The organism is Streptomyces sp. NPDC029138 (assembly GCF_055564375.1).
Genome location: NZ_JBVHWM010000003.1, coordinates 353,498 through 376,892, shown reverse-complemented (window position 1 = coordinate 376,892; position 23,395 = coordinate 353,498). Strand labels below are relative to the sequence as shown.

The following is a 23,395-nucleotide window of genomic DNA, read 5'->3' as shown; positions in this document are numbered from 1 at the left end:
CCCCCCCCCCCCCCCCCCCCCCCCCCCCCCCCCCCCCCCCCCCCCCCCCCCCCCCCCCCCCCCCCCCCCCCCCCCCCCCCCCCCCCCCCCCGCCCCCCCCCGTGCCCGGTGGCTGTCGTGCCCGAAGTTTCCCGATATTCCCGGCACACTTGCTGTCCATGGACGACGAATCCGGAGGTCCCATGCCCACGGCCGCCCACCCGGACGCCAACGCACCCACCGACGAGGAACTGCGCGCCCTGGACGCCCACTGGCGCGCCGCCAACTACCTGGCGGCCGGCCAGATCTACCTCATGGCCAACCCGCTCCTGACGGAACCGCTCCGGCCCGAGCACATCAAGCCCCGGCTGCTCGGCCACTGGGGCACCTCGCCCGGCCTGAGCCTGGTGTACACGCACCTCAACCGCGTGATCAGGGCGCGTGGACTGGACGCCCTGTGCATCTGGGGCCCGGGACACGGAGGGCCGGCCGTCCTCGCGGGCTCCTGGCTGGAGGGCAGCTACAGCGAGACCTATCCCGACGTGTCCCGGGACGCCATGGGCATGGAGCGGCTGTTCCGGCAGTTCTCCTTTCCCGGCGGGGTGCCCAGCCACGTGGCCCCGGAGACCCCGGGCTCGATCCACGAGGGCGGCGAACTCGGCTACTCCCTCGCGCACGCCTACGGCGCCGCCTTCGACCACCCCGACCTGCTGGTCGCGTGCGTGATCGGCGACGGCGAGGCGGAGACCGGGCCGCTGGCCGCCTCCTGGCACTCCAACAAGTTCCTCGACCCGGTCCACGACGGCGCCGTGCTGCCGATCCTGCACCTCAACGGCTACAAGATCGCCAACCCGACCGTGCTGTCCCGGCTCCCCGAAGCCGAACTCGACGCGCTGCTGCGGGGGTACGGCCACGAACCCCTTCATGTGGCTGGTGACGAGCCCGCCGTGGTGCACCGCGCCCTGGCAGCCGCGTTCGACGAGGCGCTGGACATCATCGCCCGGATGCAGCGCACCGCCCGCGAGGAGGGCGGCACCGACCGCGTGCGCTGGCCGGTGATCGTGTTGCGCACCCCGAAGGGCTGGACCGGCCCGGCCGAGGTGGACGGCGAACCGGTCGAGGGCACCTGGCGATCTCACCAGGTCCCGCTCGCAGCGGTGCGCGAGAACCCGGAGCATCTGCGGCAGTTGGAGCAGTGGCTGCGCTCGTACCGGCCCGAGGAGCTGTTCGACCCGGAGGGCCGTCCCGTCGCGGAGGTCCTCGCCTGTGTTCCGGAGGGGAGGAAGCGGCTCGGAGCGAGCCCGTACGCGAACGGTGGTCTCCTCACCCGCGAGCTGCCGCTGCCGTCCCTCGACACCTTCGCCGTACCGGTCGACAAGCCCGGCTGCACGCTCCACGAGCCCACACGAGTCCTGGGCGACCTGCTCGCCCGGGTCATGCACGACACCCGGCCGCGCCGGGACTTCCGCGTCGTCGGCCCGGACGAGACCGCCTCCAACCGGCTTCAGGCCATCTACGAGGCCAGCGGCAAGGCATGGCAGGCGAGGACGCTTCCGGTGGACGAACATCTGGACCGGCACGGGCGGGTGATGGAGGTCCTCTCCGAACACCTCTGCCAGGGCTGGCTGGAAGGGTATCTGCTGACCGGCCGGCACGGCCTGTTCTCCTGCTACGAGGCGTTCGTGCACATCGTCGACTCGATGGTCAACCAGCACATCAAGTGGCTGAAGACCTCGCGTGAGCTGACCTGGCGGGCTCCTGTCCCGTCCCTCAACTACCTCCTCACCTCACACGTGTGGCGTCAGGACCACAACGGCTTCTCGCACCAGGACCCCGGCTTCGTGGACCACGTCCTCAACAAGAGCCCGGCGGTCGTCCGGGTCTATCTGCCCCCGGACGCCAACACGCTTCTCTCCGTGACCGACCACGTCCTGCGCAGCCGCGACTACGTCAATGTCGTCGTGGCGGGCAAACAGCCCTGTTTCGACTGGCTGAGCATGGACCAGGCCAAGGCGCACTGCGCGCGGGGAGCCGGGATCTGGGACTGGGCGGGCACCGAGGCCGGCGGCGAACCCGACGTCGTCCTGGCGTGTGCCGGTGACGTGCCCACGCAGGAAGTGCTGGCGGCGGCGCAGTTGCTGCGCCGGCACCTGCCCCGGCTGGCGGTACGGGTGATCAACGTGGTCGACATGACGCGGCTGCTGCCGCACGAGGAGCACCCGCACGGGATGACCGACCGCGAGTACGACGGCCTGTTCACCGCCGACAAACCGGTGATCTTCGCCTATCACGGCTATCCGTGGCTGGTCCACCGCCTCGCCTACCGCCGCACCGGGCACAAGCACCTTCATGTGCGCGGTTACAAGGAGTCCGGCAGCACGACCACCCCGTTCGACATGGTCGTCCGCAACGACCTCGACCGGTACCGGCTCGTCATGGACGTCATCGACCGCGTCCCGGGCCTCGCCGTCCGCGCGGCCGCCGTACGTCAGGCGATGGCCGACGCCCGCACCCGGCATCACGCGTGGATCCGCGAACACGGCACCGACCTGCCGGAGATCGCCGAATGGAGCTGGAACAGCTGAGCGTGGGAGGGCACAGAGCCACAGTTCGACGTGTGGATTCGTGTACGGATTCGTGAACGCGTCGCGGATACAGGTCGGTTAATGCTTGCTCACGAGCTGGTTGCGAGGGGGTGAGCGCGCCATGATGGGCCCATGACGTTGGCCTCGCGCGCGCTCGCGCAACTGGCGACCTGGCCGGACCTGAGACAGGCCGTCCCGAGCTGCGGCCTGGGGCGGGCGGTGAGTTCGGCCCAGGGCGACATCGTCCACTTCCACTCCGAGCGTGATGTCGACCTACGGCTCACCCACCGGGCCATCCGGCGGTTCGCCAAGGACCTCAGAGACTCGGACGCGATCAGGGTCGTGCCCGGCTCGCAGTGGGTGACCCTGCGCCTGGACGCCGCGAGCGACGTCGACCTGCTGCTGACGCTGGTGAGCGTGGCGCTCCAGGCCCAGCAGACGTGGCCCGACCCGGCGGACCGGCCGCTCGCGGGCTGCAACGACCAGCGCGGCGCGGGGTTCGTGAAGGCGGACCTCGGCGGTATCTGAGGCGGCGGCCGGCGCCGGGAGGCCGGGCTGTCCGGGGTCGCCTCACACCGTCAGCACGCGCACCCCCGCCTCCTCGAACCGCCGTACCGCCTCGAGCTCCGCCGCCGTGTCCGTCACCAGCGTGTCCACCAGCTCCGCCCCGCAGATCCGGGCGAACGCCCGTCGGCCGAGTTTGCTGGAGTCGGCGGCGACCACCACGCGTTCGGCGCGCTCGCACAGCAGCCGGTTGATCGCGGCCTCCGCCTCGTCGTGCGCCGCCGCCCCGTGCGTCACGTCGAAGCCGACGACACCGAGCACCGCCACGTCGAGCCTGATCTGGCCCAACACCCCGTCCGCGAGCGGGCCGATGAGTTCGTACGACTGCGCACGCGCCACCCCGCCCGTCACCACGATCTTGAACTGGGGCCGCACGGCCAGCTCGTTGGCGATGTTGAGCGCGTTGGTGACGACGGTGAGCGCCGGGGAACCGGTGGCGAGGTCGCCGCGCACGGCCAGCGCGCGGGCCACCTCCGTGGTGGTCGTACCGCCGGTCAGCCCCACCGCCTCGCCCGGAGCGACGAGTTCGGCCACCGCCTTGGCGATGCGCTGCTTCTCCGAGGCGCGCCGGGCCGTCTTGTAGCGCAGCGGGAGTTCGTACGACACACCGTGCACCACCGCTCCGCCGCGGGTGCGGACCAGCATCTGCTGTTCGGCGAGCTGGTCGAAGTCCCGGCGGATCGTCGCCGCCGACACCGCCAGCTCGGCCGCCGCCTCCTCGACCTCCAGCCGGCCGCGCTCGACGAGCAGTTCCAGCAGCGCCTTCCAGCGGGCGTCCCGGGACATCCGCCGCCTCCCTTCCGTTCGATCTCCCGGCGACCCTAGCGCACCCGCCTTGCGCCCAAATGCTTGATTGTGCTCGAAAACTCGCTATACCTTGCAGGAACAATCAGCAGGGGAGGGTGTGGGCATGACCCATGTCGAGAACGAGCTGAACAGCCAGCCCGAGTGCTGGATACGGGCGGCCGACCAGGCGGGGCGGCACCGGGGCGCACTGCCGAAACCGGGGGAGCGGGTCGCCGTCGTCGGGTGCGGGACCTCCTACTTCATGGCCCAGGCCGTGGCCGCCCTGCGCGAGGGCGCCGGGCAGGGCGAGACCGACGCGTTCCCCGCCTCCGAGTTCCCGCACGGGCGGTCGTACGACCGGGTCCTCGCCCTCACCCGGTCCGGCACCACCACCGAAGTACTGCAACTCCTCGGCGAGTTGCCCGGACGAACCCGCACCACCGCCGTCACCGCCGACCCGGACACCCCGGTCGTGTCCGCCGCCGACGACCTCGTCGTGCTGGACTTCGCCGACGAACGCTCCGTCGTCCAGACCCGGTTCGCGACCACCGCGCTCACCCTCCTGCGCGCCCACCTCGGCCTGCACACCGACGCCGCCGTCGCCGACGCCCGCACCGCCCTCGCCACTCCCTTGCCCGAAGGGCTCGTGGAATGCGCGCAGTTCACCTTCCTCGGGCGCGGCTGGACCGTCGGACTCGCCAACGAGGCCGGACTGAAGATGCGCGAGGCCTCCCTCTCCTGGACCGAGGCCTATCCGGCGATGGAGTACCGGCACGGCCCGATCAGCGTCACCACCGAGGGCACCGCCACCTGGATGCTCGGCGCGGCACCCGACGGACTCGCCGAACAGGTCCGCGCCACCGGCGCCCTGTGGGTCGAGGGCGGGCTCGACCCGCTCGCCGAACTCGTCCGGGTCCAGCGGCTCGCGGTCGCCGTCGCCGCCGCCCGGGGGCTCGACCCCGACCGGCCGCGCCACCTCACCCGCTCGGTGATCCTCGCCCCCTGAACCCGCCGGCCCGTCCCGGAAGGACACCTCACGTGCCCCTCGCGTCCACCGGCGAGCTGATCACCCGGGCCGCCGCCGCCCGCTCCGCCGTCGCCGCGTTCAACGTCATCACTCTGGAACACATCGAGGCCGTCATCGCCGGCGCCGAGTCGGCCGGCGCACCCGTGGTCCTCCAAGTCAGCGAGAACGCCGTCAAGTTCCGCTACGGACGGCTGCTGCCCCTGGCCCGCGCCGCCGTCGCCGCCGCCGAACGGGCCGCCGTACCCGTCGCGTTGCACCTGGACCACGTGCAGAGCGACGACCTGCTGCGCCAGGCGCCCGGCGCCGGGTTCAGCTCGGTCATGTACGACGCGGCCCGGCTGCCGTACACCGGCAACCTGGCCGCCACCCGGGCCGCCGCCGACTGGGCGCATGCCCAAGGTCTGTGGATCGAGGCCGAGTTGGGGCAGATCGGGGGCAAGGACGGCCGGCCCCCGCTGGACGCGCACGCGCCCGGCGCCCGCACCGACCCGGGCCGGGCGCGGGACTTCGTGGCCGGCACCGGCGTCGACGCCCTGGCCGTCGCCATCGGCAGCGTGCACGCCATGACCACCCGCACCGCCGTCCTCGACCTCGGCCTGCTGGGACGGCTGTCCGCCGCGCTGACCGTGCCGCTCGTCCTGCACGGCTCCTCCGGCGTGCCGGACGACGGACTGGTCGCGGCGGTCGGCGGCGGCATCGCCAAGGTCAACGTCGGGACCGCGCTCAATGTGGCCATGACCGGCGCGATCAGGGATTTCCTCGCCGCCCGCCCCGAGGCCGTCGACTCGCGCAAGTACCTCAGTGTGGGCCGGGAGGCGATGGCCCTGGAGGTACGGCGGATCATCGGGGTGCTGTCCCGCACACCCGCCTGATCGTCCCACCGGCGCCGCCCGTGCCGTTCATCCCTTCTTGACCGCCCTCAGCACCACGAACTTCGGGTCCGACGCCACCAGCTCGCTGTTTCCGAACAACCGCCTCAGCTTCACGTGATACCCCAGGTGCCGGTTCCCGATCACCCACAGCTCACCCCCCGGCCGCAGCGAGCGCAGCGCCCCCGTGAACATCCGCCACGCCGTCGCGTCCGTGGTCGCCTGGTGGGAGTGGAACGGCGGGTTGTTCAGGACCAGGTCCACACTGCCGGGCGCCACCCCGGCCAGCCCGTCGCCGACCCGGAACTCGGCGTGCCCCGGCACCCCGTTCGCCTTGTACGTCGCCTCCGCCGAGGCCACCGCCTGGTACGACTCGTCCACGAACAGCACCTCGGCCGCCGGATCGGCCAGCGCCACCGCCGTACCGACCACGCCGTTGCCGCAGCCGAGGTCCACCACGCGCCCGGCGCCCGGGCCGGGCAGGTGCTGGAGGAAGAACCGGGTGCCGACGTCCAGCCGGTCGGCGCAGAAGACGCCCGCGTGATTGACCACCGTGCGCCCCGACACCGCGCCGAGGCCGTCCGGCAGGGCGTAGCTGTACGGCCACGGGTTCGCCGGCCGCTCCAGCGCCGGGTCCGGGGTGCAGAAGATCAGCCGGGCCTTCTGCCGGGCCAGGGAGGTCCGGGTCGGCCCGAGGATCCGCTCGAACAGCTGGACCGTCGAGGTGTGGATCTCCTTCACCATCCCGGTGCCGACCACGACCGTGTCCGCGTGCACGGCTGGGGCCAGCCGCAGCAGCTGGTCCTCCAGCAGCGCCAGGCTCTTCGGCACCCGCACCAGCAGCACGTCCACCCGCTCCGGCGGCGGGTCCTGTGTGGTGAGCAGCCGTACCGCACCAGGCTCCACGCCCGCCCGCGCCAGGTTCGCCCGGGTCGCCTCCTGGCCGAGGAAGGAGTCGGTGATCTGCGTCGGCCGGTGCTCCGCCAGCGCGGTCACCAGCGCGCCCCAGCGGTCCCCGACCACCACGACCGTGCCCGTGAGCGGTACCTTCTCCTCTGCGAGGTGGCGCAGCAGGTACGCGTCGGAGGCGTCCCAGGCGCGCAGCCGGTCGCGGGGGTCCTCGGGGAAGCGGGTCAGCTCGACCTCGCCCCACGGTGTCGTCATACGGTCGCTCATCGTGCGTCCAGGCTAGCGGAGCCGCAGATCAGAGGGCGTGGGGCAGGATGGGGGCATGGAGGAGGAGCTGTTCCCCCGGGAGCGTGCGGAGGTCGCGCCGGGCGCCGTGCACGTCGTGGACTGGCTGGACGCCGAACGGCAGCGCGCCCTGCTCACCGCGTGCCGGGAGTGGGCCACGCCGCCCGCCGGACTGCGCACGGTCCGCACCCCGGGCGGCGGCACGATGACCGCACGCCAGGTCTGCCTGGGCTGGCACTGGTACCCGTACGCCTACGCCCGCACCGTCGTCGACGGCGACGGCAGCCCTGTCAAGCCCTTCCCGGACTGGCTCGGCGAGCTGGGCCGTCGCGCGGTGGCCGACGCGCTCGGCCCGGACGCCGTACCGGCCGCGCCGTACGACATCGCGCTGATCAACTTCTACGACGGCGACGCCCGCATGGGCATGCACCGCGACGGCGACGAGAAGGCCGACGCGCCGGTGGTCTCGCTGAGCCTCGGCGACACCTGCGTGTTCCGCTTCGGCAACACCGAGACACGCGCGAAGCCGTACATCGACGTGGAACTGCGCAGCGGCGACCTGTTCGTCTTCGGCGGACCGTCCCGGTTCGCCTACCACGGCGTGCCGCGCGTCCGCCCGGGCACGGCCCCCGCGTGGCTGGGGCTCGCCGGACGGCTGAACATCACCCTGCGGGTGAGCGGCCTGTAGCCGGCGGCGCAGGCCACCCGGGGTACGGATCATGGGAGACTCGCCCTCATGAGCGGCAAGGCGGATCCCCGGACAGCGGGGGAGAGGACCACGGCAAGGGCGCGGCTGGACCGCGGGCGCGCGGCGCTCGGGCCGGCCCTGGAGCTGGTGCACACCGGGCGGGCGCCGACCCGTGCCGTGCTCACCGCCGAACTCGGCGTCACCCGCGCGACGGCCGGCGCGGTCGCCGCCGAACTGGAAGCGCTGGGCCTGATCCGGGTCGACGCCCGGCCCGGCTCGGCGGCCGGCTCCCAGGGGCGCCCCTCGCACCGGCTGGAGGTCGCCGAAGACGGCCCGGTCGCGCTCGCGGCGCAGATCCACGCCGACGGCTTCCGGGCCGCGCTGGTCGGGCTCGGCGGGCGGATCGTGGCGACCGCCCCCGGCTGCGAGACCGTCGACGCGGACCCGGCGAAGGTGCTCGGCTCCGTGGTCGAGGCGGGCGCGGAGCTGCTGCGCGGCACCGGCCGGCGCTGTGTCGGCGCCGGACTCGCCGTGCCGTCCGCCGTCGCCGAACCCGCCGGCCTGGCCCTCAACCCGCTGCACCTGGCCTGGCCCGTCGGCGCCCCCGTCCGGGAGATCTTCGCGGAACGCGTGCGCGCGGCGGGCATCACCGGCCCGGCCTTCGCCGGCAACGACGTCAACCTCGCCGCGCTCGCCGAACACCGGCACGGCGCCGGCCGGGGCGCACGGGACCTGCTGTGCGTCGCCACCGGACACCGGGGCGTCGGCGGCGCCCTCGTCCTGGACGGCCGTCTGCACACCGGAAGTTCGGGGCTCGCGCTGGAGGTCGGCCATCTCACGGTCAACCCGGAGGGCCGCCCCTGCCACTGCGGCAGCCGGGGCTGCCTGGACGTCGAGGCGGACCCGCTGGCCCTGCTCGTGGAGGCGGGCCGGGACCCCGGCCCCGAGGTGTCGCTGGTCCAGCAGGCCAACGACCTGCTGCGCACCCAGTACGACGACCCGGCCGTCCGCAGGGCCGCCGAGGTCCTCATCGACCGTCTCGGCCTCGGCCTGGCCGGCCTGGTCAACATCCTCAACCCGGACCGCATCATCCTCGGCGGTCTGCACCGCACCCTGCTGGACGCGGACCCCGGCCGGCTGCGCGCGGTGGTCGCCGACCGCAGCCTGTGGGGCCAGAGCGGGGGCGTCCCCATCCTGCCGTGCACCCTGGACCACAACAGCCTGGTCGGCGCGGCGGAACTGGCCTGGCAGCCGGTGCTGGACGATCCACTGGGGGCGCTGGCCGGGAGCGACTAGTCCGCGGTGAACGCCCCAGTACGCCATCCCCGCCGGGCCGTTCTCGTCGCACAGCACCGCTCGGTTGCCACAGGCGCGGTCGGGGAAGGGCAGCCGGTCCGACTCCAGGGCGTCGAGCCACGCGGCGCGCGTCGGCCGGCCGTCGGGTGCCCAGGCTCTGCTCCAGCGCCGGTCAACGACCGCACGAACGGCCCGCCTTCGGCCTCCGTGGGCTCCACCATGATCGACCAACGGTCCGCCGTCCTCGGCGGGCACGCCCTGCCGCGCGGACCAGTCGGCGAGCCTGGTCAGACAGCCGTCATGCGTGGTCGGCGTGCTCGTCAGCGCGGAGGAGGCGCTGGAGGCCGCTTCGTCCGCCACGGGGAGCGCTCCGCCGTGCCGACACCTCCCACGGCGGCCGTGGTCGTCGGCGCGCGGCGCGGCCTCGGTACGAGTTCGCCGCCGCAGTTGGGGCAGATCTGGCCCAGAGCCGCTCCGCACGCCTCGCAGAACGTGCACTCGTAGGAGCGGATGCGGGCCGGACCGTCCGGGGGCAGCGCGGTGGTCTCGCAGCGCTCGCAGCGGGCGCGCATCTCCAGGCCCATGCTCTCCCGTCCCTTCGGACAGCGGTCGGTGGTCGTGGTCGCCGGCTCGCATCCGCCGTCGGCTCTCATCCTCCCGGCCACGGCCGGCGGCGGAACCGTCCGGGTGGGACAGAGATCCACCGGATCGGGCCACGGCCCGGTCAGCTCCAGGCGGCTCCGAACGCCCGCCCCGGATGCTCCGTGAAGATGCGGTCCACCAGGTCCGCGCCCACCGCCTCCGCCAGCCGCCGCCGTACCCGGCGCAGCAGGTACGGCATCCCGGGCCCGCCGTCGACGGAGCGGGCCCCGGCGGTCACCGTGTCACCGCCGAGCAACAGCCGGTCCCCGAACCCGGCCTCCGCCAGGGCCCGTACCGCCTCCGGCATCCGCCAGTCGGTGGCGTGGTGGGCGCGGGACGGGCCGTCGAAGGCCAGCCAGCAGCCCGACGCGGCGGCCTGCCGGAGCGTCACCGGGTCGGGGGAGCGGTTCAGATGCCCCAGGATCACCCGCTCACCGGGCACGCCCGACTCACCGCACAGCAGGTCCAGTACGTCCAGTGCGCCGGTGCCCAGCTCCAGGTGGACGGCGATGGGGGCGCCGGTGACGTGGTGCGCCTCGGCCGCCGCCGTCATGGTCCGGCGGGCATGCGCGTCGAGCCCGTGGAAACCGCCCGCCACCTTGATGAATCCGGCCCGCACACCGGTCGTACCGATGCCCTCGGTGAGTTCGGTGACGAACAGAGCGGCCAGCCGGCCGCCGCGCAGCCGGGTGAGCGACTCGGGGTCGTAGTGCGCCTCCTGGTGCAGTCCGGTGGCGCAGACGATCCGCACCCTGGTCGCGCGGGACAGTTCCGGCAGATTCGCCGCCCGCCGTCCCATGCCGTACGGCGTCCACTGCGCGACGGCCGCTCCGCCCGCCGCGCGGAAGGCCGCCAGCTCGGACCGCGCCGCGCAGACGTCGTCCAGCTCCTGCCCCGGCAACAGCGGGCTGCGCAGGAAGAGATGGTCGTGCGCGTCGCACACGCCCAGCTCCTCGGGCCGGATGTCACCGAGGACCGTGCGGACGTGGGTCACCACTGCCGTCCGCGCGGGAGCCGGTCCCGGCCGGGTGCGGACAGGTACAGCACCTCGAAGACGTCCCCGTCGGCCTTGGGCGCCTCGTGCTCCCAGAGAGAGAAGTGCATCAGCTCCCAGGCGTGGGTGTCCACGGCCGCCGCCGCGAGCACCGCCCCGTCCTCCGCTGCCAGCCGCTCCGTCTCGGCCGCCGCGTCCGCCATGAACGACGCCAACCGCACGCCGTCCGGGACCGGTTGGCGCCGGCGGACGGCGAACGCCGGGGCGGAGGCGGCCGCTGTGCCCTCCTCGAAGGCCAGGCCGGTCCACTGCCGGATCGCGGGCCGTCCGAAGTCGTCGACGGGCCCCTGGAAGGCTCCGCCCCACAGGAAGCTGTTCATGCCCTCCATGGTGTTCCAGAGGTAGAACGGGCCGTACTGGTTCACCGGCGAGCCGTTCACCCCGCGTTCGCGCATCACGTACGTCTTGATGCCGAGGCCGTCCCAGTCGTCCAGCAGATGCCCGACCCGGGAGACCCGGGAGCGGATGATCCCCATGTCGTAGTCGGCGGGCAGGGTGAACTCGTACTGCATGGCGTGCATCTCGCGAATCCCTTCTCGGGCGGGCTGGTTGGCCGCGTCTCAGGCGGGGTGGTCGGCCACGTGCGCGTGCCTCAGTTCTCCTGGTCGGGAGCCGGAGGTGCCAGCAGGGAGAGCAGACCGCGCACGCCCGCGTCGAAGGCGGCCGGCGATCCGGACGCCCGGGCGAGGACGTAACCGCCCTGCACGGTCGCGAGGACGGCGGCGGCGATCTCCTCGCCGTCCAGCCCGGGCGCGAACTGCCCCTGCCGCTTGCCCTCTTCGACGATCCCGGCGATCCGCTCGCGGATGGCGGCGATCGTCTCGTCGACCGGCGCGCGCAGCTCCTCGCTCGCGATCACGTCCGGGTCCATGGTCAGCCGGCCGACCGGACAGCCCCGCAGCACATCGCGCTCGCGCAGCAGATACGCCTCGATGCGCTCGTACGGCGTGCCCGGCCCGTCCAGGACGGCCTCGGCGGTGGCCCGCAGTTCGTCGGCGGTGCGCCGGATCGCCGCCAGGGCGAGGTCCGGCTTGCCCTTGAAGTGGTGGTACATGCTGCCCTGGCCGGCCCCGGCGCGTTCCAGGATCGCCTTGGGGCTGGTGCCCACGTACCCGCGCTCCCACAGCAGCTCGCGGGTGGACTCGATCAGTCGTTCCGAGGTGCTCATGCGCTCACTGTACATACTGGTAGTTACAACCAGCCACCCTGCTCCGGGAGCAGCCCGGCGGCACGGCCGTACTCCCTCCGAGGTACGCGCACCGCCGCCGGCCGCACGACGACCCGGACCCCCTGCCGGAGGGAGCCTCGGAACAGCACCCGAAGACCTGAACCGACGAAGACCTGAACCGACGAGGGAGACGACCTGAGATGCAGACCCTGGCGCACTGGGACGGCGGCGGACCCGGCCCGTGGATCCTGTTCGTCCCGCTGATCTGGGCGGCCGTCGTGACCGGCGCCGTCACCGTCCTGCGCCGCACCGCCCGGCGCGGGCGCGGCGGCCCTTGGCGGCCGGTGGACGCGGGACGCCCGGCGGGTGACTCGCCGCTCGCGGTCCTCGGCCGCCGCTTCGCCTCCGGCGAGATCGACGAGGACGAGTACTGGCGCCGCCTGTCCGTCCTGGAGGAGCAGTTCGGCCGCACCGGCAAGGGCGGTGCGGCATGACCACGACGACCGAGGTATCGGGCTGCGGCCCGCGTCGTCAACGGCGGTGAAGGTGTACGGCTCCGGCGACGCCGCCGTACGCGCCCTGGACGGCGTCGACGTCACCTTCCCCGCCGGACGCTTCACGGCGATCATGGGCCCGTCGGGCTCCGGCAAGTCCGCCCTGACGCACTGCACGGCCGGCCTCCACACACTCACCTCCGGCGCCGTCCGCATCGGCGAGATCGAGCTGGGCGCGCTGGACGACCGCCGTCTGACCCTGCTGCGCCGCGACCGGGTCGGCTTCGTCTTCCAGGCGTTCGACCTGGTGCCCACGCCGACCGTCGCGGAGAACATCACGCTGCCCCTGGACCTGGCCGGCCGGCGCGGCGACCAGGAGCGGATCGACGCCCTCGTGGACATCGTCGGGCCACCCGCCCGGTCAGCCGCGGACGGCTGACCGGGCGGGTGCTGGTGTCCCGGTCGCGGTGGGGGCGGGCTCCACGGCGGGTGCGGGGGGCGCGACCGGCGCCGCGGTCGTGGCGGCGACGGGTGCCGTGCTTCCAGCGGGTGCTGTACGGCGGAGGGGCGGGGGTGCGGGACTCGCGGGGGGCGCGGCACTCGCCGGTACGGGAGCTGCCAGGGCCACAGCCGGCCTCGCCGGAGCAGCCGCTCCCGCCGGGAGAACCGCCCCGGCCGGAAGAACTGGCTCCGCCGGAGCCGCCGACCCCGCAGGGACAGCCGTCCTCGCCGGGACAGCCACCTCCGCCGAAGCGGTCGCCTTAGGTGGAGCAGCCAGGCCAGTGCATGGGGGCACGCCTACGCCGCTCGGCACGCCTACGCCGCTCGGCACGCCTACGCCGCTCGGCACGCCGGCGCCGCTTGGCAAGCGAGCGCCTGTCGGCACGCCAGCGCCTGCTGGAACAGGCGTGCCGGCTTCGGGCGCGGAACCCCCAGGCCTCGCCGACGTGCTGGCCCCAGTGGGGACACCGGCTCCACGTCTCGCCGGGGCACCAGCCCCAGCGGGAGCGCCTGTTCCTGGCCTCACCGACGCACTTGCTCCAGCGGGGACCCGTGTCCCGGGGCTCGCCGACGCACTTGCCCCAGCGGGGACCCGTGTCCCGGGGCTCGCCGACGCACTTGCCCCAGCGGGAACCCTGGTCCCGGCGCTTTGCGACGCGTTCGCCTCAGCAGGAACCCTGGTCCCGGCGCTTTGCGACGCGTTCGCCCCAGCAGGAACCCCCGTCCCAGGCCTCACCGACGCACTCGCCCCAGCGGGAACCCCAGCTCCCGCCCTACCCGGCACGCCGGCCCCACCAGGAACACCGGCAGACACCCCAATCTCCGCCGCCAGGACCCCACCAGCCGCGGCCGGCGTTCCCCGTACGGCCCCCCGCAACTGCCCCGACGGATGGCTGCGGGGCGTTGCCGGGGCCGGGAGGGTGAACCAGACGACCTTGCCGTTCTCGCCGTCCGGGCGGGCGCCCCAGCTCTCGCTCACCGCGGCCACCATCGCCAGGCCCCGCCCACAGGTGGCCAGCGGGGTGGCGCCCGCCGAGTCCGTGGCGTCGGCCGGTACCGGGAGGCGCGGATCGTGGTCGCGCACCGAGACCGTGAGCCGGTCGGGCAGCAGTTCCAATTCGACGGTGCACGACTTGTCGGGCCTGGCGTGCCGGTGGACGTTGCTCAGCAGCTCCGTCACACCGAGCGCGGCCCGGTCTATCAACGGGTCCATATGCCAGTAGCGCAACTGCGCAGATACGATTCTGCGGACCTGGCCGATCCGCGACGGCAGGGCTTGGAGCTCCACCGTGCAGTGCCTGCTTGGGTGACTGATCACGGCTGCGACTCCCCGATGTGAGGTCCGGAGGAACCGGAAGAACACGGAGAACAACGGATCCAGCAGGGTGCTTGCGTCCAAACGTCCGCCTGCTGTCGTGGCCGGCGGGCTGGTTCGCAGCGTTATCGCCGGTAAACCCAGAGTGACGTGAGACCAGCGTGGCGCAGCGGATGCGCTCCCGCAACTCGCCGCGACCGACCGCTGCTGAGCGTGTGCGGGCGGACCGCCGCTCGGCGTGTGCGACGGACGCTGCTGAGCGTGTGCAACCGACGCTGCTGAGCGTGCGCGGGTCGACCGCCGCTCGGCGCGTGCGACCGACCCTCGCTCGGCGTGTGCGCCCAGCCGCCGCTCGTCGTGCGCTGCCGACCGCTCCTCCCCGCCCGGCTGCCGACCGCTCCTCGCCCGCGCGCCGTCGACCGCTCTTCAGCCGCCGCGCCCCGCCGCCCGGCGCACCGCCTCGACGAACCGTCGTGCCGCGGGCGGCCCCGGCCGGCCGGGCGCGGGGTCGTGCGCGCCCATCGTCAGCAGATACCGCGTGCCGTTGACGTCGGCGAGCGCCCGGTCGTCCGGTACGAACCATGGCTTGGACGCGCGCACCGCCTGCACCGGCGCGCTGTCTATCTCGCTGCCGTAGCTGGTGAGCAACTGCAACCTGCCGTCGCTGATCCGGACCTGCCCGGCCCGGGTGAGCGAACGCAGGCGTTTGCCGATGCGCACGCCTGTGGCCGTGAACTCCGGTTCCGCCATGTCTGGCCGCCCCCTCGCGGTGTTCCCGTGGTTCCCTGTTGCGCCCCCGTTCGGGACGGTCGTCCCGTCGCGTGCAGTCTGCCCCCGCTCGGCGTGGAGCACCAGTACGCGCGGGGCGCGTGCGACAGCCGCCCGGAGCATTCGCGTCCATGCGCCCCCGTCGGCTCGCACATCCGTGCCCCAGCGCGTCTTTGGGTGGCTCAAAGATGCGTTTATGCAGGTGGGAAGCGGTGTGAAAGGTGCCTATGCTCGATCTGCCGGCCCGCGCGAGGCGCCGTCGGCGAGCAGCTTAAGGAGCCCCGCCGTGAGCACCACTCCCCAGATCAGCACCGGCGCCACCCTCGACGTCGACCGCAGTGACCCGGCCTACCGCGACTGGCTGAAAGAGGCCGTCCGCAAGGTTCAGGCCGACGCGAACCGATCGGCGGACACGCACCTGCTGCGCTTCCCGCTGCCCGAGCTGTGGGGTATCGACCTCTATCTGAAGGACGAGTCCACCCACCCCACCGGCAGCCTCAAGCACCGGCTCGCCCGCTCCCTCTTCCTCTACGGCCTCTGCAACGGCTGGGTCCGCCCGGACCGCCCGGTGATCGAGGCGTCCAGCGGCTCGACGGCGGTTTCCGAGGCCTACTTCGCGAAGCTGATCGGCGTGCCCTTCATCGCGGTCATGCCGCGCACGACGAGCGCGGAGAAGATCCGCCTGATCGAGTTCCACGGCGGCCAGTGCCACTTCGTGGACGACTCCCGGAAGATGTACGAGGAGTCGGCCCGCCTCGCGGTGGAGACCGGCGGCCACTACATGGACCAGTTCACCTACGCCGAACGCGCGACGGACTGGCGCGGCAACAACAACATCGCCGAGTCGATCTTCCGTCAGCTGCGGCTGGAGCGGTTCCCGGAGCCGGCCTGGATCGTCGCCACGGCGGGCACCGGCGGCACCTCCGCGACCCTCGCCCGCTATGTCCACTACATGCAGTACGACACCCGGATCTGCGTCGCCGACCCGGACAACTCCTGTTTCTTCGAGGGCTGGACGGCCGGCGATCCGGACGTCACCTGTGACTGCGGTTCCCGGATCGAGGGCATCGGCCGGCCGCGCATGGAGCCCAGCTTCGTGCCCGGCGCGATCGACCGGATGATGAAGGTCCCGGACGCGGCCAGCGTCGCCGCCGTACGGGCCCTGGAGGCGGCCATCGGCCGCAAGGCGGGCGGCTCGACGGGCACCGGCCTGTGGAGCGCGCTGAAGATCGTCGCCGAGATGGTGGCCGAGGGGCGTACCGGCAGCGTCGTCACCCTGCTGTGCGACCCGGGCGACCGGTACCTCGACAAGTACTACTCGGACGCGTGGCTCGCGGAACAGGGCCTGGACATCACGCCGTACGCCGCCGCGGTCGACACGTTTCTGGCCACGGGCGTGTGGCCCGACTGAGCCGCCCCCATCCTCGGGCATCCGCCGGCCGGCAGGCGGGTTGCGGGGTTGTGTGGATTTGGTGACGTCTCAATTCGGGCCCCGAGCAAGCCGGTTACGCCTAAGCGACTGATAAGATCATCCCACTTTTCAGTGGACTGACGGCGTGTCATGAACGCGTCTGGGGGACAGTCTCGAAGGCACCGTCGCGCTGATCACGTTCCCGGCGCGATGCGACTTGAAGAGAGTCTCATGACGTCATTGACTCAGGATCCACTGTTGTGGATCTTGCTTGTGGTGCTCATCGCTGCGGTCGTCGCAGTGATGCGGGCCCGGAGAACCAATATGGCGCTCCGAAGAACGAAGAAGGACCTGGAGGCAGGACTCGGGGAGGCCCGCGGCGATGTCGGTGAGCTTCACGCGCACATCGCCACGCTGACCGCCCAGCACCAGCGCGACCTCGCGGACGTCCGGGCGGACGCGGAGGCGGCGACCAAGGCGGTGCTGAAGTCCGCGATGGGAACGCTCCAGTCGCTCGCCGAGGAGCAGCAGGTGCTCCTCGACAGCCTTCTGAAGAAGTACGGCGACACCACCGAGATCCTGGCCGACCTGATGACGGTCGACCACACCGGCAGCCAGTTCGGCCGCCGCGCCAAGGGCATCTCCGTACTGTGCGGCGGCTGGCTGGGCAGGCGCGAGGGCGCCGCCACGGTCTACGACGTCGCGCGCAGTGCCCAGGGCCGGATCAAGGACTTCAACCGGGTCAGCGTCCACTCCCAGGTGAACGTCTCCCTCGTCGGCAAGGCCGTCGAGCCGGTGGCCGTCGTACTGGCCGAGCTGCTGGACAACGCGACGGCATACAGCGCGCCCGGCACCCCGGTCGAGGTCAACATCCAGGCCGTACCCACCGGTGTGTGCTTCATCGTCGACGACGCCGGGCTCGGCATGGACCAGGAGACCAAGGACCGGGCGGCGGCCCTGCTGTCGGTCGACGGTCCCGTCGACATCACCGGTCTCGGCGATCCGCCGCGGTTCGGCTTCGCCGTGTGCGGCATGCTCGCCGCCCGCTACGGCTTCGCCGTCTCCGTCGGCTCCGTGTCCCCCTACGGCGGAGTGCGTGCAGTGATTCGTGTGCCCGAAAGTCTCCTCGCGGCCGACGCGCCCGCCCCCGCGGCCGACGCCCAGGAAGCCACGGGCCCGGAGGCGGCCCCCCAGCGGCTGGCGCCGGTCCCGGTCGTGGGCCCCACGCACGTGGTGGGGACGACCTCGGGAGGTCTGCCCAAACGCCGGCGGCGGGGCGGCCCCGTCACGGTGGTCCCGGCCCTCGACGCCACCGCCGGCCAGGAGGGCACGCCCGAGCCGGCCAGCGAGGTGACGGCGTCGCGGCTCGGGGCGTTCGCGCGCGGAACTCAGCTCGGGCGCACCACGAACACCACGGAAGGACCTGACAACAAGTGAACATCGACCTGTCCTGGGTGCTGAACGACGTGCTCGAGGTACGCGGAGCCCGGCACGCGATCCTCGTCTCGGGTGACGGCCTGCTGTTGCAGCGCTCGGACGACATCGGGCGGGACGACGCCGAGACGAACGCCGCCGCGATGAGTTCCATGCAGTCGCTGAGCCGGGCCGTCGCCGGGTTCGTGGGAGCGGGACACGGGATCTGGAAGCAGACGCTGCTGGAGTACGACGGCGGCTGGATCTTCCTGATCGCCGCCGGCCAGGGCTCGTACCTCGCCGTCTCCGCCGCGCTGGACGTCGACATGGAGGCCATGTCGTTCCGCATGCAGAAGACGGTCGCGGGCCTGAGCAAGGCGATGAGTGTGGCGCCCCGCTCGGACAACGGTGCCGGCGCATGACGACCCCCGACGAGGAAGCCTCCGTCACGAGCGACTTCGTCCGCTCCTACGTCATCACCGGCGGCCGGACGCTGCCGGACTCGGACGACCTGGCGTTGCACACCCTGGTCACCCTGGCTCCCGACCGGACACCCCCGCTGGGAGCCGGCCCCGAGGTGATGGCGATCTGGAAGCTGTGCGCGGGCGGCTACCTGTCGGTCGCCGAAGTGGCCGGCCACCTGGGGCTGCCGGTGGGGGTGGCCCGGCTGCTGCTGACCGATTTATTCGAGCAGGGACACCTCCTGCGCCGCGCCGAGCCGCCCCGGGCTCAGAACGTTGACAGAGCGACCCTGGAAAAGGTTCTGAATGGACTCCAATCCCTCATCGGCTGAGACGGCCCCCGGCTCCATCTACGTCTCCAGCGCGGTGACCAACGCTGCCAAGATCCTGGTCGTCGGGCATTTCGCCGTGGGCAAGACGACCTTCATCGGCTCCCTGTCGGAGATCACCCCGCTGCGCACCGAGGAGAAGATGACGCAGGCGTCGCTCCACGTGGACGACCTCAGGGGCGTGGCCGACAAGACCACCACCACCGTGGCCCTGGACTTCGGCCGCCTCACGCTCAGCGACGACCTGGTGCTGTACCTGTTCGGCACCCCCGGACAGCAGCGCTTCATGCAGCTGTGGGAGGACATGGCCCGCGGCGCGCTGGGGGCGCTGCTCCTCGTCGATCCCGCCCGGCTGGAGGAGACGTTCCCGGTCATCGACCTCGTCGAGCGGTACGGCCTGGAGTACGCCATCGCGGTCAACAGCTTCGAGGCAGGCAAGGAGTACGAGGAGGCGGAGGTGCGCGAGGCCCTCGACCTGCTCCCGGACACCCCCGTCGTCTACTGCGACGCCCGCGACCGGCAGTCCTCCGCCCACGCGCTGATCGCGCTCGTGCGTCACCTGCTCACGCGAGCCGCCTGACACGCCCACCCGCCCGGACCATCTCCTGGACCCCCGCCAGGACGATCCCTCCACCCCCGCCCGGACCATCCCTGGACCCCCGCCCGGACCATCCCCGGCCCCCGGCCCGGAACCATCCGCCCGGACCCTCGGCCCGGAGCCAGCAGAAGGAACTTCATGGACCGCCAGTCAGCCCCCGCCCCCGCCGGCGCCAGATGCCCCATGCACGACGCAACGTTCGCCGCCGACCCGCACCAGGTCTACGACCGGCTGCGCGCCCACGGTCCGGCCGGGCCGGTCGAACTCGCCCCCGGCGTCGACGCGACCCTGGTCGTCGGCCACGAGATGGCCCTGCGCGTGTTGCAGAACTCCACGCTCTTCGCCCGGGACGCCCGCCGCTGGAAGGCCCTCAACGAAGGGCGTATCGGGCTGGACAGCCCGGTCCTGCCGATGATGGCGTACCGGCCCAACTGCCTGTTCACCGACGGCGCGGTGCACCTGCGGCTGCGCAAGGCCGTCACGGACAGCCTGGCCCGGCTCAACATCACCCGCATCCGCCGTGACGTCGAGCCCATCGCCGACTACCTCATCGACCAGTTCAGCGAGCGAGGCCGGGCCGACCTCCTCAACGACTACGCCAAGCTGCTGCCGCTGCTGCTGTTCAACAAGCTCTTCGGCTGCCCGGCGGACATCGGCGACACCCTCACCAGCGCCATGTCGGCCATCTTCGACGGCAAGGACGCCGTGCGCGCCAACGAGGAACTCACCGCCTGCCTCATGGAGCTGATCGCGCTCAAGCGCCGCCGGCCCGGCGACGACGTCACCTCCTGGCTGATCCAGCACCCCGCCGGGCTCACCGACGAGGAACTCAAGGACCAGCTGGTCATGCTGATGGGCGCCGGCGTGGAACCCGAGCGCAACCTCATCGGCAACGCGCTGCTCCTGCTGCTGTCGCCCGACACGAGCGGGCGCGACTCCGGGCTGCTGGTCGAGGAGGCGATCGACGACGTGCTGTGGAACCAGACGCCCATCGCCAACTACGCGACCCACTACCCGGTGCAGGACGTCGACCTCGGCGGAGTGGTGGCGGAGGCCAACACGCCGGTCGTCATCAGCTTCGCCGCGGCCAACAGCGATCCCGCGCTGGCCGAGGCCCGCCGGACGCACAGCAAGGGCGCCCACCTGGCCTGGGGAGCCGGTCCGCACGCGTGCCCGGCCAAGGACCCGGCGCAGGTCATCGCCGTCACCGCCATCGAGAAGATCCTCAACGCCCTGCCCGACCTGACGCTGGCCGTCCCCGAGAAGGAGCTGGAATGGCGGCCGGGGCCGTTCCACCGGGCCCTGGTCGCGCTGCCCGTGGCCTTCAGCCCGACCCCGGCCACCCGCATGGTCTCCGCCCTCCAGAACCGGACCGTCTCCGCCGCGGCGGAGCAGCCGCTGCCCACGGCTCCGGCCTCCGCCGCCCGCCAGGAGCCGGCCAGGAAGAAGGGATTCTGGAGCAGTTTCCTGGACATTTTCCGGGTCTGATGTGCGGCATGTGACGGGAGCAACACTGTCAGGCGCATGACGAAGGAGAGGGGAAGGGTAGGTTCCGGCGGTAACGGTAGCGCCCAGCCACAAAGGAGCTTCGCGTGACCGCCGTTGGCGTCATACGCGGTACCACCCCCGACCGCCGAGCCGTCATCCCCTTCCTTCGTCGCCTGCGGTCCGGCGAGGGACTGGCCGACCCCCTCCCCGTCTGGGACGAACTGCGCGCGCTGGGCGATGTGGTGCCCGCGCCCTGGGGCGGGTACTTCGTGACCGGATTCGAGGCGTGCAGCCAGATCCTGCGCGGCAGGAACTGGCTCGCCCCCGACTTCGACTGGCAGGAGCGCCAGCCCGACCCGACGCGCTGGCGGGAGCCGGCGACCCGGGAGATGACGCGGACCCTCTCCCGCCTCAACCCGCCCGTGCACACCTTCCAGCGCCGCGCTCTGGGCAACCTCTTCGACCGCGGCACCCTGGAGGCCATGCGGCCCCAGATCGCCGGCCACGTCACCCGGCTCCTGGACCGCCTCGCCTTACTGCTGCGCACCCACGGCGAGGCCGACTTCGTCGGCACGGTCGGCGACCAGCTTCCGATCCACACCGTCGGCCAGTGGCTCGGCGTCCCGGCCGAGCACTACCCGCACATCCTCGACTTCACCCACCGGCAGGTCCACGCCCAGGAACTCCTGCCCACCAAGAGCGAACTGGCCGTCTCCGCCCAGGCCACCCTGGAGATGAGGGCCTTCTTCACCGGCCTGATCGCCCACCGGCGCCGCCACCTTGGCAACGATGTCCTCTCCGGCTGGATCCGCTACTGGGACGCCCAGTACCCCGACGACCGCGCGGCGGCGGACCAGACGCTCTACGACCTGACGATGTTCATCACCATCGCGTCCCTGGAGACCACCGCCACCCTGCTGACCAACGCCGTGTGGTTCCTCACCCAGGACCCGGCCCGGGCGGACTGGCTGCGCCGGCACCCCGAACACATCGACGACGCGATCGACGAGGTGCTGCGCTACGACCCGCCCATCCACCTCAATTCCCGCTACGCCGCCGACGACACCGTCCTCGCCGGTGTCCCCATCGCCAAGGACACCACCGTCCACGTCCTCTACGGCGCCGCGAACCACGACCCGCGCCGCAACGAGAACCCGCACGTGTTCGACATCCGCCGCAAGGGCGCCCACCTCACCTTCGGCGGCGGCGCCCACTACTGCCTCGGCACGGCCCTGGCCCGCCTGGAGGCCCGGCTGCTGCTCACCGAGCTGCTGGAACGATTCCCCACCCTGCGTCCGACGGCGGGCCCGACCTACGCGCACCGGATGGTCTTCCGGCGCGTCACCTCCCTGACGGTGACGACCTGACCGCCCGGACGGGGCAGCCCCGCACCTGACGAGACGACTTCCCCGAAGCGCCGACACGACTTGTCCCCAGGCGACTACCTGACTTCCCCCAAAGCGACGACCTGACTTCCCCGAAAGCGACGACATGACCGCCCTCCCCCTCACGGCTCTCCCGGCCGGCCCCGTACGGCAGACCCTGCGGACCCACCGGGAGGGCCCCGTCCTCACCATCGAGCTGAACACCCCCGAGCACGGCAACACCGTCACCGACGCCCTGCTGGACGACCTCCTGGCGGTCCTCCAGGACCAGGACCCGGCGGTCCGCGTGCTCGTGCTCACCGGGAGCGGCGCCGACTTCAGCCTCGGCGGGGACCGCGGCGAGTTCGCCCGGCACCTCGCCGCCGACCCCACCGGCAGCGGCATCCGGATCTCGGGGACCAAGGCGCGGCGCGTCTGCGACGCCCTGACCGCGAACCCGGCCGTCACCATCGCCCGCGTCCACGGCAAGGTCATCGGGGCGGGCATGGCCCTGGCGCTCGCCTGCGACCTGCGGGTCGGCTCCGAGGACGCGACCTTCCGGCTGCCCGAACTCGCCCTCGGGCTCCCCACCGCCTGGGGCGGCCTGCTGCCCCGCCTCATCAACGAGGTCGGCGCCGCGCGCGTACGCGAACTCGTCCTCACCGGCCGGGCGTTCACCGCGGCGGAAGCCCAGTCCCTGTCCATCCTCCAGAAGGTCGTCCCGGCTCACGAGCTGGACGCGGCCGTCGCCGCCTGGGCCAAGCCCATCGTCCGCCGCCCCCCGGCGGCGCTGCGCGTCACCAAGACCCTGCTCAACTCGCTGTCCGCCGCCTCCCGCCTGGCCGACGTCTCGGCGCTGGACGCGGAACTGATGGCAGCGGTCGTGTCCGAGGCGCACCACACCCGCGGCGCCGACTGATCACCGCCTGGACACGTACCCCTCCAAGGACGTCACCGCGTCGCGGAAGGCGCGCCCCAGGCCCGCCCGGGCCAGCGTGAGGACGAACCGGAACGGCGCCGTCCCGTCGGCGGCGAAGGTCCACTGCACACGCGTGCCGGTGCCCCAAGGCGTGAGGCGCCACTCCTCGGCCAGGGCACGTGCCCCGGGCGCGTTGGTGCTGTCGACGCGGTAGGCGTACACCTCGGGCGCCTTCGCGACGAGCACCGTCTCCGCGAACCGCCCCCCGCCCCTGAGCCGGATCTCCCGCCCGGCGCCGCCGTCGGTGGCCCGGGCGAGCGTCACCGCCGCGAACCACTCGGCCCAGCCGGGCACGTCCTCGGCGAGCGCGCGGAAGACCTGCTCGGGCGAGGCGGAGATGTTCCGCGCGAAGACCAGGCGTACGGGCGCGGTCCCGACGAAGTCGAGATCCACCGGACGCAGACGACGAGCCATGGACGAAA

Annotated in this window: 22 protein-coding genes and 3 pseudogenes; 16 read left to right on the top strand and 9 right to left on the bottom strand. The window is 72.6% G+C overall.

Features of this window, described 5'->3' with window-relative positions; translation table 11 throughout:
* Window positions 1–182 precede the first annotated feature (182 nt).
* Together ACZ4WH_RS05725 and ACZ4WH_RS05720 are read left to right on the top strand one after the other, a co-directional pair.
* On the top strand, window positions 183–2,564 hold the full coding sequence (locus tag ACZ4WH_RS05725; protein ID WP_468176946.1) for a phosphoketolase family protein: 2,382 nt from the start codon (window positions 183–185) through the stop codon (window positions 2,562–2,564).
* Between the two features lie 132 nt (window positions 2,565–2,696).
* Window positions 2,697–3,092: a luciferase domain-containing protein gene (locus tag ACZ4WH_RS05720; RefSeq protein ID WP_468176918.1), complete on the top strand. Its 396-nt coding sequence runs from the start codon at window positions 2,697–2,699 to the stop codon at window positions 3,090–3,092.
* A 42-nt stretch (window positions 3,093–3,134) separates the two neighbouring features.
* Here ACZ4WH_RS05720 and ACZ4WH_RS05715 read toward each other — a convergent pair whose 3' ends face one another.
* Complete coding sequence (locus ACZ4WH_RS05715; RefSeq protein WP_468176916.1) at window positions 3,135–3,914, bottom strand: DeoR/GlpR family DNA-binding transcription regulator; 780 nt, start codon at window positions 3,912–3,914, stop codon at window positions 3,135–3,137.
* 124 nt (window positions 3,915–4,038) lie between these two features.
* Here ACZ4WH_RS05715 and ACZ4WH_RS05710 point away from each other — a divergent pair, with 124 nt between their 5' ends.
* Window positions 4,039–4,920 (top strand): SIS domain-containing protein, encoded by an 882-nt coding sequence (locus ACZ4WH_RS05710; protein ID WP_468176914.1) that lies wholly within the window; start codon window positions 4,039–4,041, stop codon window positions 4,918–4,920.
* A gap of 32 nt (window positions 4,921–4,952) precedes the next feature.
* Complete coding sequence (locus tag ACZ4WH_RS05705; RefSeq protein ID WP_468176912.1) at window positions 4,953–5,813, top strand: class II fructose-bisphosphate aldolase; 861 nt, start codon at window positions 4,953–4,955, stop codon at window positions 5,811–5,813.
* A gap of 27 nt (window positions 5,814–5,840) precedes the next feature.
* Here ACZ4WH_RS05705 and ACZ4WH_RS05700 read toward each other — a convergent pair whose 3' ends face one another.
* Window positions 5,841–6,974, bottom strand: a complete 1,134-nt coding sequence (locus tag ACZ4WH_RS05700) for a methyltransferase (protein WP_468176911.1) — start codon at window positions 6,972–6,974, stop codon at window positions 5,841–5,843.
* 67 nt (window positions 6,975–7,041) lie between these two features.
* On the opposite strand from ACZ4WH_RS05700, the gene ACZ4WH_RS05695 reads away from it, so the two are divergent.
* Window positions 7,042–7,692 carry an alpha-ketoglutarate-dependent dioxygenase AlkB family protein gene (locus tag ACZ4WH_RS05695; protein WP_468176909.1) on the top strand — a complete coding sequence of 217 codons (651 nt, stop codon included), beginning with the start codon at window positions 7,042–7,044 and terminating at the stop codon, window positions 7,690–7,692.
* A 48-nt stretch (window positions 7,693–7,740) separates the two neighbouring features.
* Window positions 7,741–8,988: an ROK family protein gene (locus ACZ4WH_RS05690; protein ID WP_468176907.1), complete on the top strand. Its 1,248-nt coding sequence runs from the start codon at window positions 7,741–7,743 to the stop codon at window positions 8,986–8,988.
* Between the two features lie 413 nt (window positions 8,989–9,401).
* Here ACZ4WH_RS05690 and ACZ4WH_RS05685 read toward each other — a convergent pair.
* From ACZ4WH_RS05685 to ACZ4WH_RS05670, 4 genes and pseudogenes are all read right to left on the bottom strand, one after another.
* Window positions 9,402–9,572: pseudogene (locus ACZ4WH_RS05685) on the bottom strand (DUF1272 domain-containing protein); the annotation flags it as partial.
* Window positions 9,573–9,712: 140 nt separating this feature from the next.
* Window positions 9,713–10,624, bottom strand: coding sequence for a phosphotriesterase family protein (locus ACZ4WH_RS05680; RefSeq protein ID WP_468176905.1), 912 nt, complete (start codon window positions 10,622–10,624; stop codon window positions 9,713–9,715).
* Window positions 10,621–11,205, bottom strand: coding sequence for a DUF4865 family protein (locus ACZ4WH_RS05675; protein ID WP_468176904.1), 585 nt, complete (start codon window positions 11,203–11,205; stop codon window positions 10,621–10,623). The genes ACZ4WH_RS05680 and ACZ4WH_RS05675 overlap by 4 nt, the downstream gene beginning before the upstream one ends.
* A 71-nt stretch (window positions 11,206–11,276) precedes the next feature.
* Window positions 11,277–11,852, bottom strand: a complete 576-nt coding sequence (locus ACZ4WH_RS05670; RefSeq protein WP_468176902.1) for a TetR/AcrR family transcriptional regulator — start codon at window positions 11,850–11,852, stop codon at window positions 11,277–11,279.
* 200 nt (window positions 11,853–12,052) lie between these two features.
* Here ACZ4WH_RS05670 and ACZ4WH_RS05665 point away from each other — a divergent pair, with 200 nt between their 5' ends.
* Both ACZ4WH_RS05665 and ACZ4WH_RS05660 read left to right on the top strand, forming a co-directional pair.
* The gene (locus ACZ4WH_RS05665) at window positions 12,053–12,346 is read left to right on the top strand and encodes an SHOCT domain-containing protein (RefSeq protein WP_468176900.1); all 294 of its coding nucleotides are present in this window, start codon (window positions 12,053–12,055) and stop codon (window positions 12,344–12,346) included.
* A pseudogene (locus tag ACZ4WH_RS05660) lies at window positions 12,343–12,755 on the top strand (ATP-binding cassette domain-containing protein); the annotation flags it as partial. The gene ACZ4WH_RS05665 and the pseudogene ACZ4WH_RS05660, both read left to right, overlap by 4 nt.
* A 998-nt stretch (window positions 12,756–13,753) precedes the next feature.
* Here ACZ4WH_RS05660 and ACZ4WH_RS05655 read toward each other — a convergent pair.
* Window positions 13,754–14,165, bottom strand: a pseudogene (locus ACZ4WH_RS05655) (ATP-binding protein); the annotation flags it as partial.
* A gap of 423 nt (window positions 14,166–14,588) precedes the next feature.
* Window positions 14,589–14,912: a hypothetical protein gene (locus ACZ4WH_RS05650; RefSeq protein WP_014671112.1), complete on the bottom strand. Its 324-nt coding sequence runs from the start codon at window positions 14,910–14,912 to the stop codon at window positions 14,589–14,591.
* Window positions 14,913–15,216: 304 nt separating this feature from the next.
* On the opposite strand from ACZ4WH_RS05650, the gene cds1 reads away from it, so the two are divergent.
* The 8 genes from cds1 to ACZ4WH_RS05610 all read left to right on the top strand — a co-directional run bounded on the left by cds1 (window position 15,217) and on the right by ACZ4WH_RS05610 (window position 22,913).
* On the top strand, window positions 15,217–16,341 hold the full coding sequence (cds1, locus tag ACZ4WH_RS05645; RefSeq protein WP_468176898.1) for an L-cysteine desulfhydrase Cds1: 1,125 nt from the start codon (window positions 15,217–15,219) through the stop codon (window positions 16,339–16,341).
* Between the two features lie 231 nt (window positions 16,342–16,572).
* Complete coding sequence (locus ACZ4WH_RS05640) at window positions 16,573–17,778, top strand: ATP-binding protein (RefSeq protein WP_468176896.1); 1,206 nt, start codon at window positions 16,573–16,575, stop codon at window positions 17,776–17,778.
* On the top strand, window positions 17,775–18,176 hold the full coding sequence (locus tag ACZ4WH_RS05635; RefSeq protein ID WP_030651943.1) for a roadblock/LC7 domain-containing protein: 402 nt from the start codon (window positions 17,775–17,777) through the stop codon (window positions 18,174–18,176). The genes ACZ4WH_RS05640 and ACZ4WH_RS05635 overlap by 4 nt, the downstream gene beginning before the upstream one ends.
* Entirely contained in the window at window positions 18,173–18,547 is a 375-nt protein-coding gene (locus ACZ4WH_RS05630) for a DUF742 domain-containing protein (protein ID WP_030651941.1), read from the top strand. The genes ACZ4WH_RS05635 and ACZ4WH_RS05630 overlap by 4 nt, the downstream gene beginning before the upstream one ends.
* Entirely contained in the window at window positions 18,522–19,124 is a 603-nt protein-coding gene (locus ACZ4WH_RS05625; RefSeq protein WP_468176893.1) for a GTP-binding protein, read from the top strand. The genes ACZ4WH_RS05630 and ACZ4WH_RS05625 overlap by 26 nt, the downstream gene beginning before the upstream one ends.
* A 201-nt stretch (window positions 19,125–19,325) precedes the next feature.
* Window positions 19,326–20,630: a cytochrome P450 family protein gene (locus tag ACZ4WH_RS05620; RefSeq protein WP_468176891.1), complete on the top strand. Its 1,305-nt coding sequence runs from the start codon at window positions 19,326–19,328 to the stop codon at window positions 20,628–20,630.
* Between the two features lie 104 nt (window positions 20,631–20,734).
* Entirely contained in the window at window positions 20,735–21,997 is a 1,263-nt protein-coding gene (locus ACZ4WH_RS05615; RefSeq protein ID WP_468176889.1) for a cytochrome P450, read from the top strand.
* A 124-nt stretch (window positions 21,998–22,121) separates the two neighbouring features.
* The gene (locus ACZ4WH_RS05610) at window positions 22,122–22,913 is read left to right on the top strand and encodes an enoyl-CoA hydratase/isomerase family protein (RefSeq protein WP_468176887.1); all 792 of its coding nucleotides are present in this window, start codon (window positions 22,122–22,124) and stop codon (window positions 22,911–22,913) included.
* Here ACZ4WH_RS05610 and ACZ4WH_RS05605 read toward each other — a convergent pair whose 3' ends face one another.
* Window positions 22,914–23,387 (bottom strand): SRPBCC family protein, encoded by a 474-nt coding sequence (locus ACZ4WH_RS05605; RefSeq protein WP_468176885.1) that lies wholly within the window; start codon window positions 23,385–23,387, stop codon window positions 22,914–22,916.
* Window positions 23,388–23,395: the final 8 nt, after the last annotated feature.

Excerpts from the sequence above, each read along its gene's own strand:
- ACZ4WH_RS05675 (WP_468176904.1), bottom strand. The coding sequence starts at position 11,205 with ATGCACGCCATGCAGTACGAGTTCACCCTGCCCGCCGACTACGACATG.
- ACZ4WH_RS05670 (WP_468176902.1), bottom strand. The coding sequence starts at position 11,852 with ATGAGCACCTCGGAACGACTGATCGAGTCCACCCGCGAGCTGCTGTGG.
- ACZ4WH_RS05725 (WP_468176946.1), top strand. The coding sequence starts at position 183 with ATGCCCACGGCCGCCCACCCGGACGCCAACGCACCCACCGACGAGGAA.
- ACZ4WH_RS05640 (WP_468176896.1), top strand. The coding sequence starts at position 16,573 with ATGACGTCATTGACTCAGGATCCACTGTTGTGGATCTTGCTTGTGGTG.
- ACZ4WH_RS05715 (WP_468176916.1), bottom strand. The coding sequence starts at position 3,914 with ATGTCCCGGGACGCCCGCTGGAAGGCGCTGCTGGAACTGCTCGTCGAG.
- ACZ4WH_RS05665 (WP_468176900.1), top strand. The coding sequence starts at position 12,053 with ATGCAGACCCTGGCGCACTGGGACGGCGGCGGACCCGGCCCGTGGATC.
- ACZ4WH_RS05625 (WP_468176893.1), top strand. The coding sequence starts at position 18,522 with ATGGACTCCAATCCCTCATCGGCTGAGACGGCCCCCGGCTCCATCTAC.
- ACZ4WH_RS05605 (WP_468176885.1), bottom strand. The coding sequence starts at position 23,387 with ATGGCTCGTCGTCTGCGTCCGGTGGATCTCGACTTCGTCGGGACCGCG.
- ACZ4WH_RS05630 (WP_030651941.1), top strand. The coding sequence starts at position 18,173 with ATGACGACCCCCGACGAGGAAGCCTCCGTCACGAGCGACTTCGTCCGC.
- ACZ4WH_RS05690 (WP_468176907.1), top strand. The coding sequence starts at position 7,741 with ATGAGCGGCAAGGCGGATCCCCGGACAGCGGGGGAGAGGACCACGGCA.
- ACZ4WH_RS05695 (WP_468176909.1), top strand. The coding sequence starts at position 7,042 with ATGGAGGAGGAGCTGTTCCCCCGGGAGCGTGCGGAGGTCGCGCCGGGC.
- ACZ4WH_RS05620 (WP_468176891.1), top strand. The coding sequence starts at position 19,326 with ATGCACGACGCAACGTTCGCCGCCGACCCGCACCAGGTCTACGACCGG.
- ACZ4WH_RS05610 (WP_468176887.1), top strand. The coding sequence starts at position 22,122 with ATGACCGCCCTCCCCCTCACGGCTCTCCCGGCCGGCCCCGTACGGCAG.
- ACZ4WH_RS05700 (WP_468176911.1), bottom strand. The coding sequence starts at position 6,974 with ATGACGACACCGTGGGGCGAGGTCGAGCTGACCCGCTTCCCCGAGGAC.
- ACZ4WH_RS05710 (WP_468176914.1), top strand. The coding sequence starts at position 4,039 with ATGACCCATGTCGAGAACGAGCTGAACAGCCAGCCCGAGTGCTGGATA.
- ACZ4WH_RS05650 (WP_014671112.1), bottom strand. The coding sequence starts at position 14,912 with ATGGCGGAACCGGAGTTCACGGCCACAGGCGTGCGCATCGGCAAACGC.
- ACZ4WH_RS05720 (WP_468176918.1), top strand. The coding sequence starts at position 2,697 with ATGACGTTGGCCTCGCGCGCGCTCGCGCAACTGGCGACCTGGCCGGAC.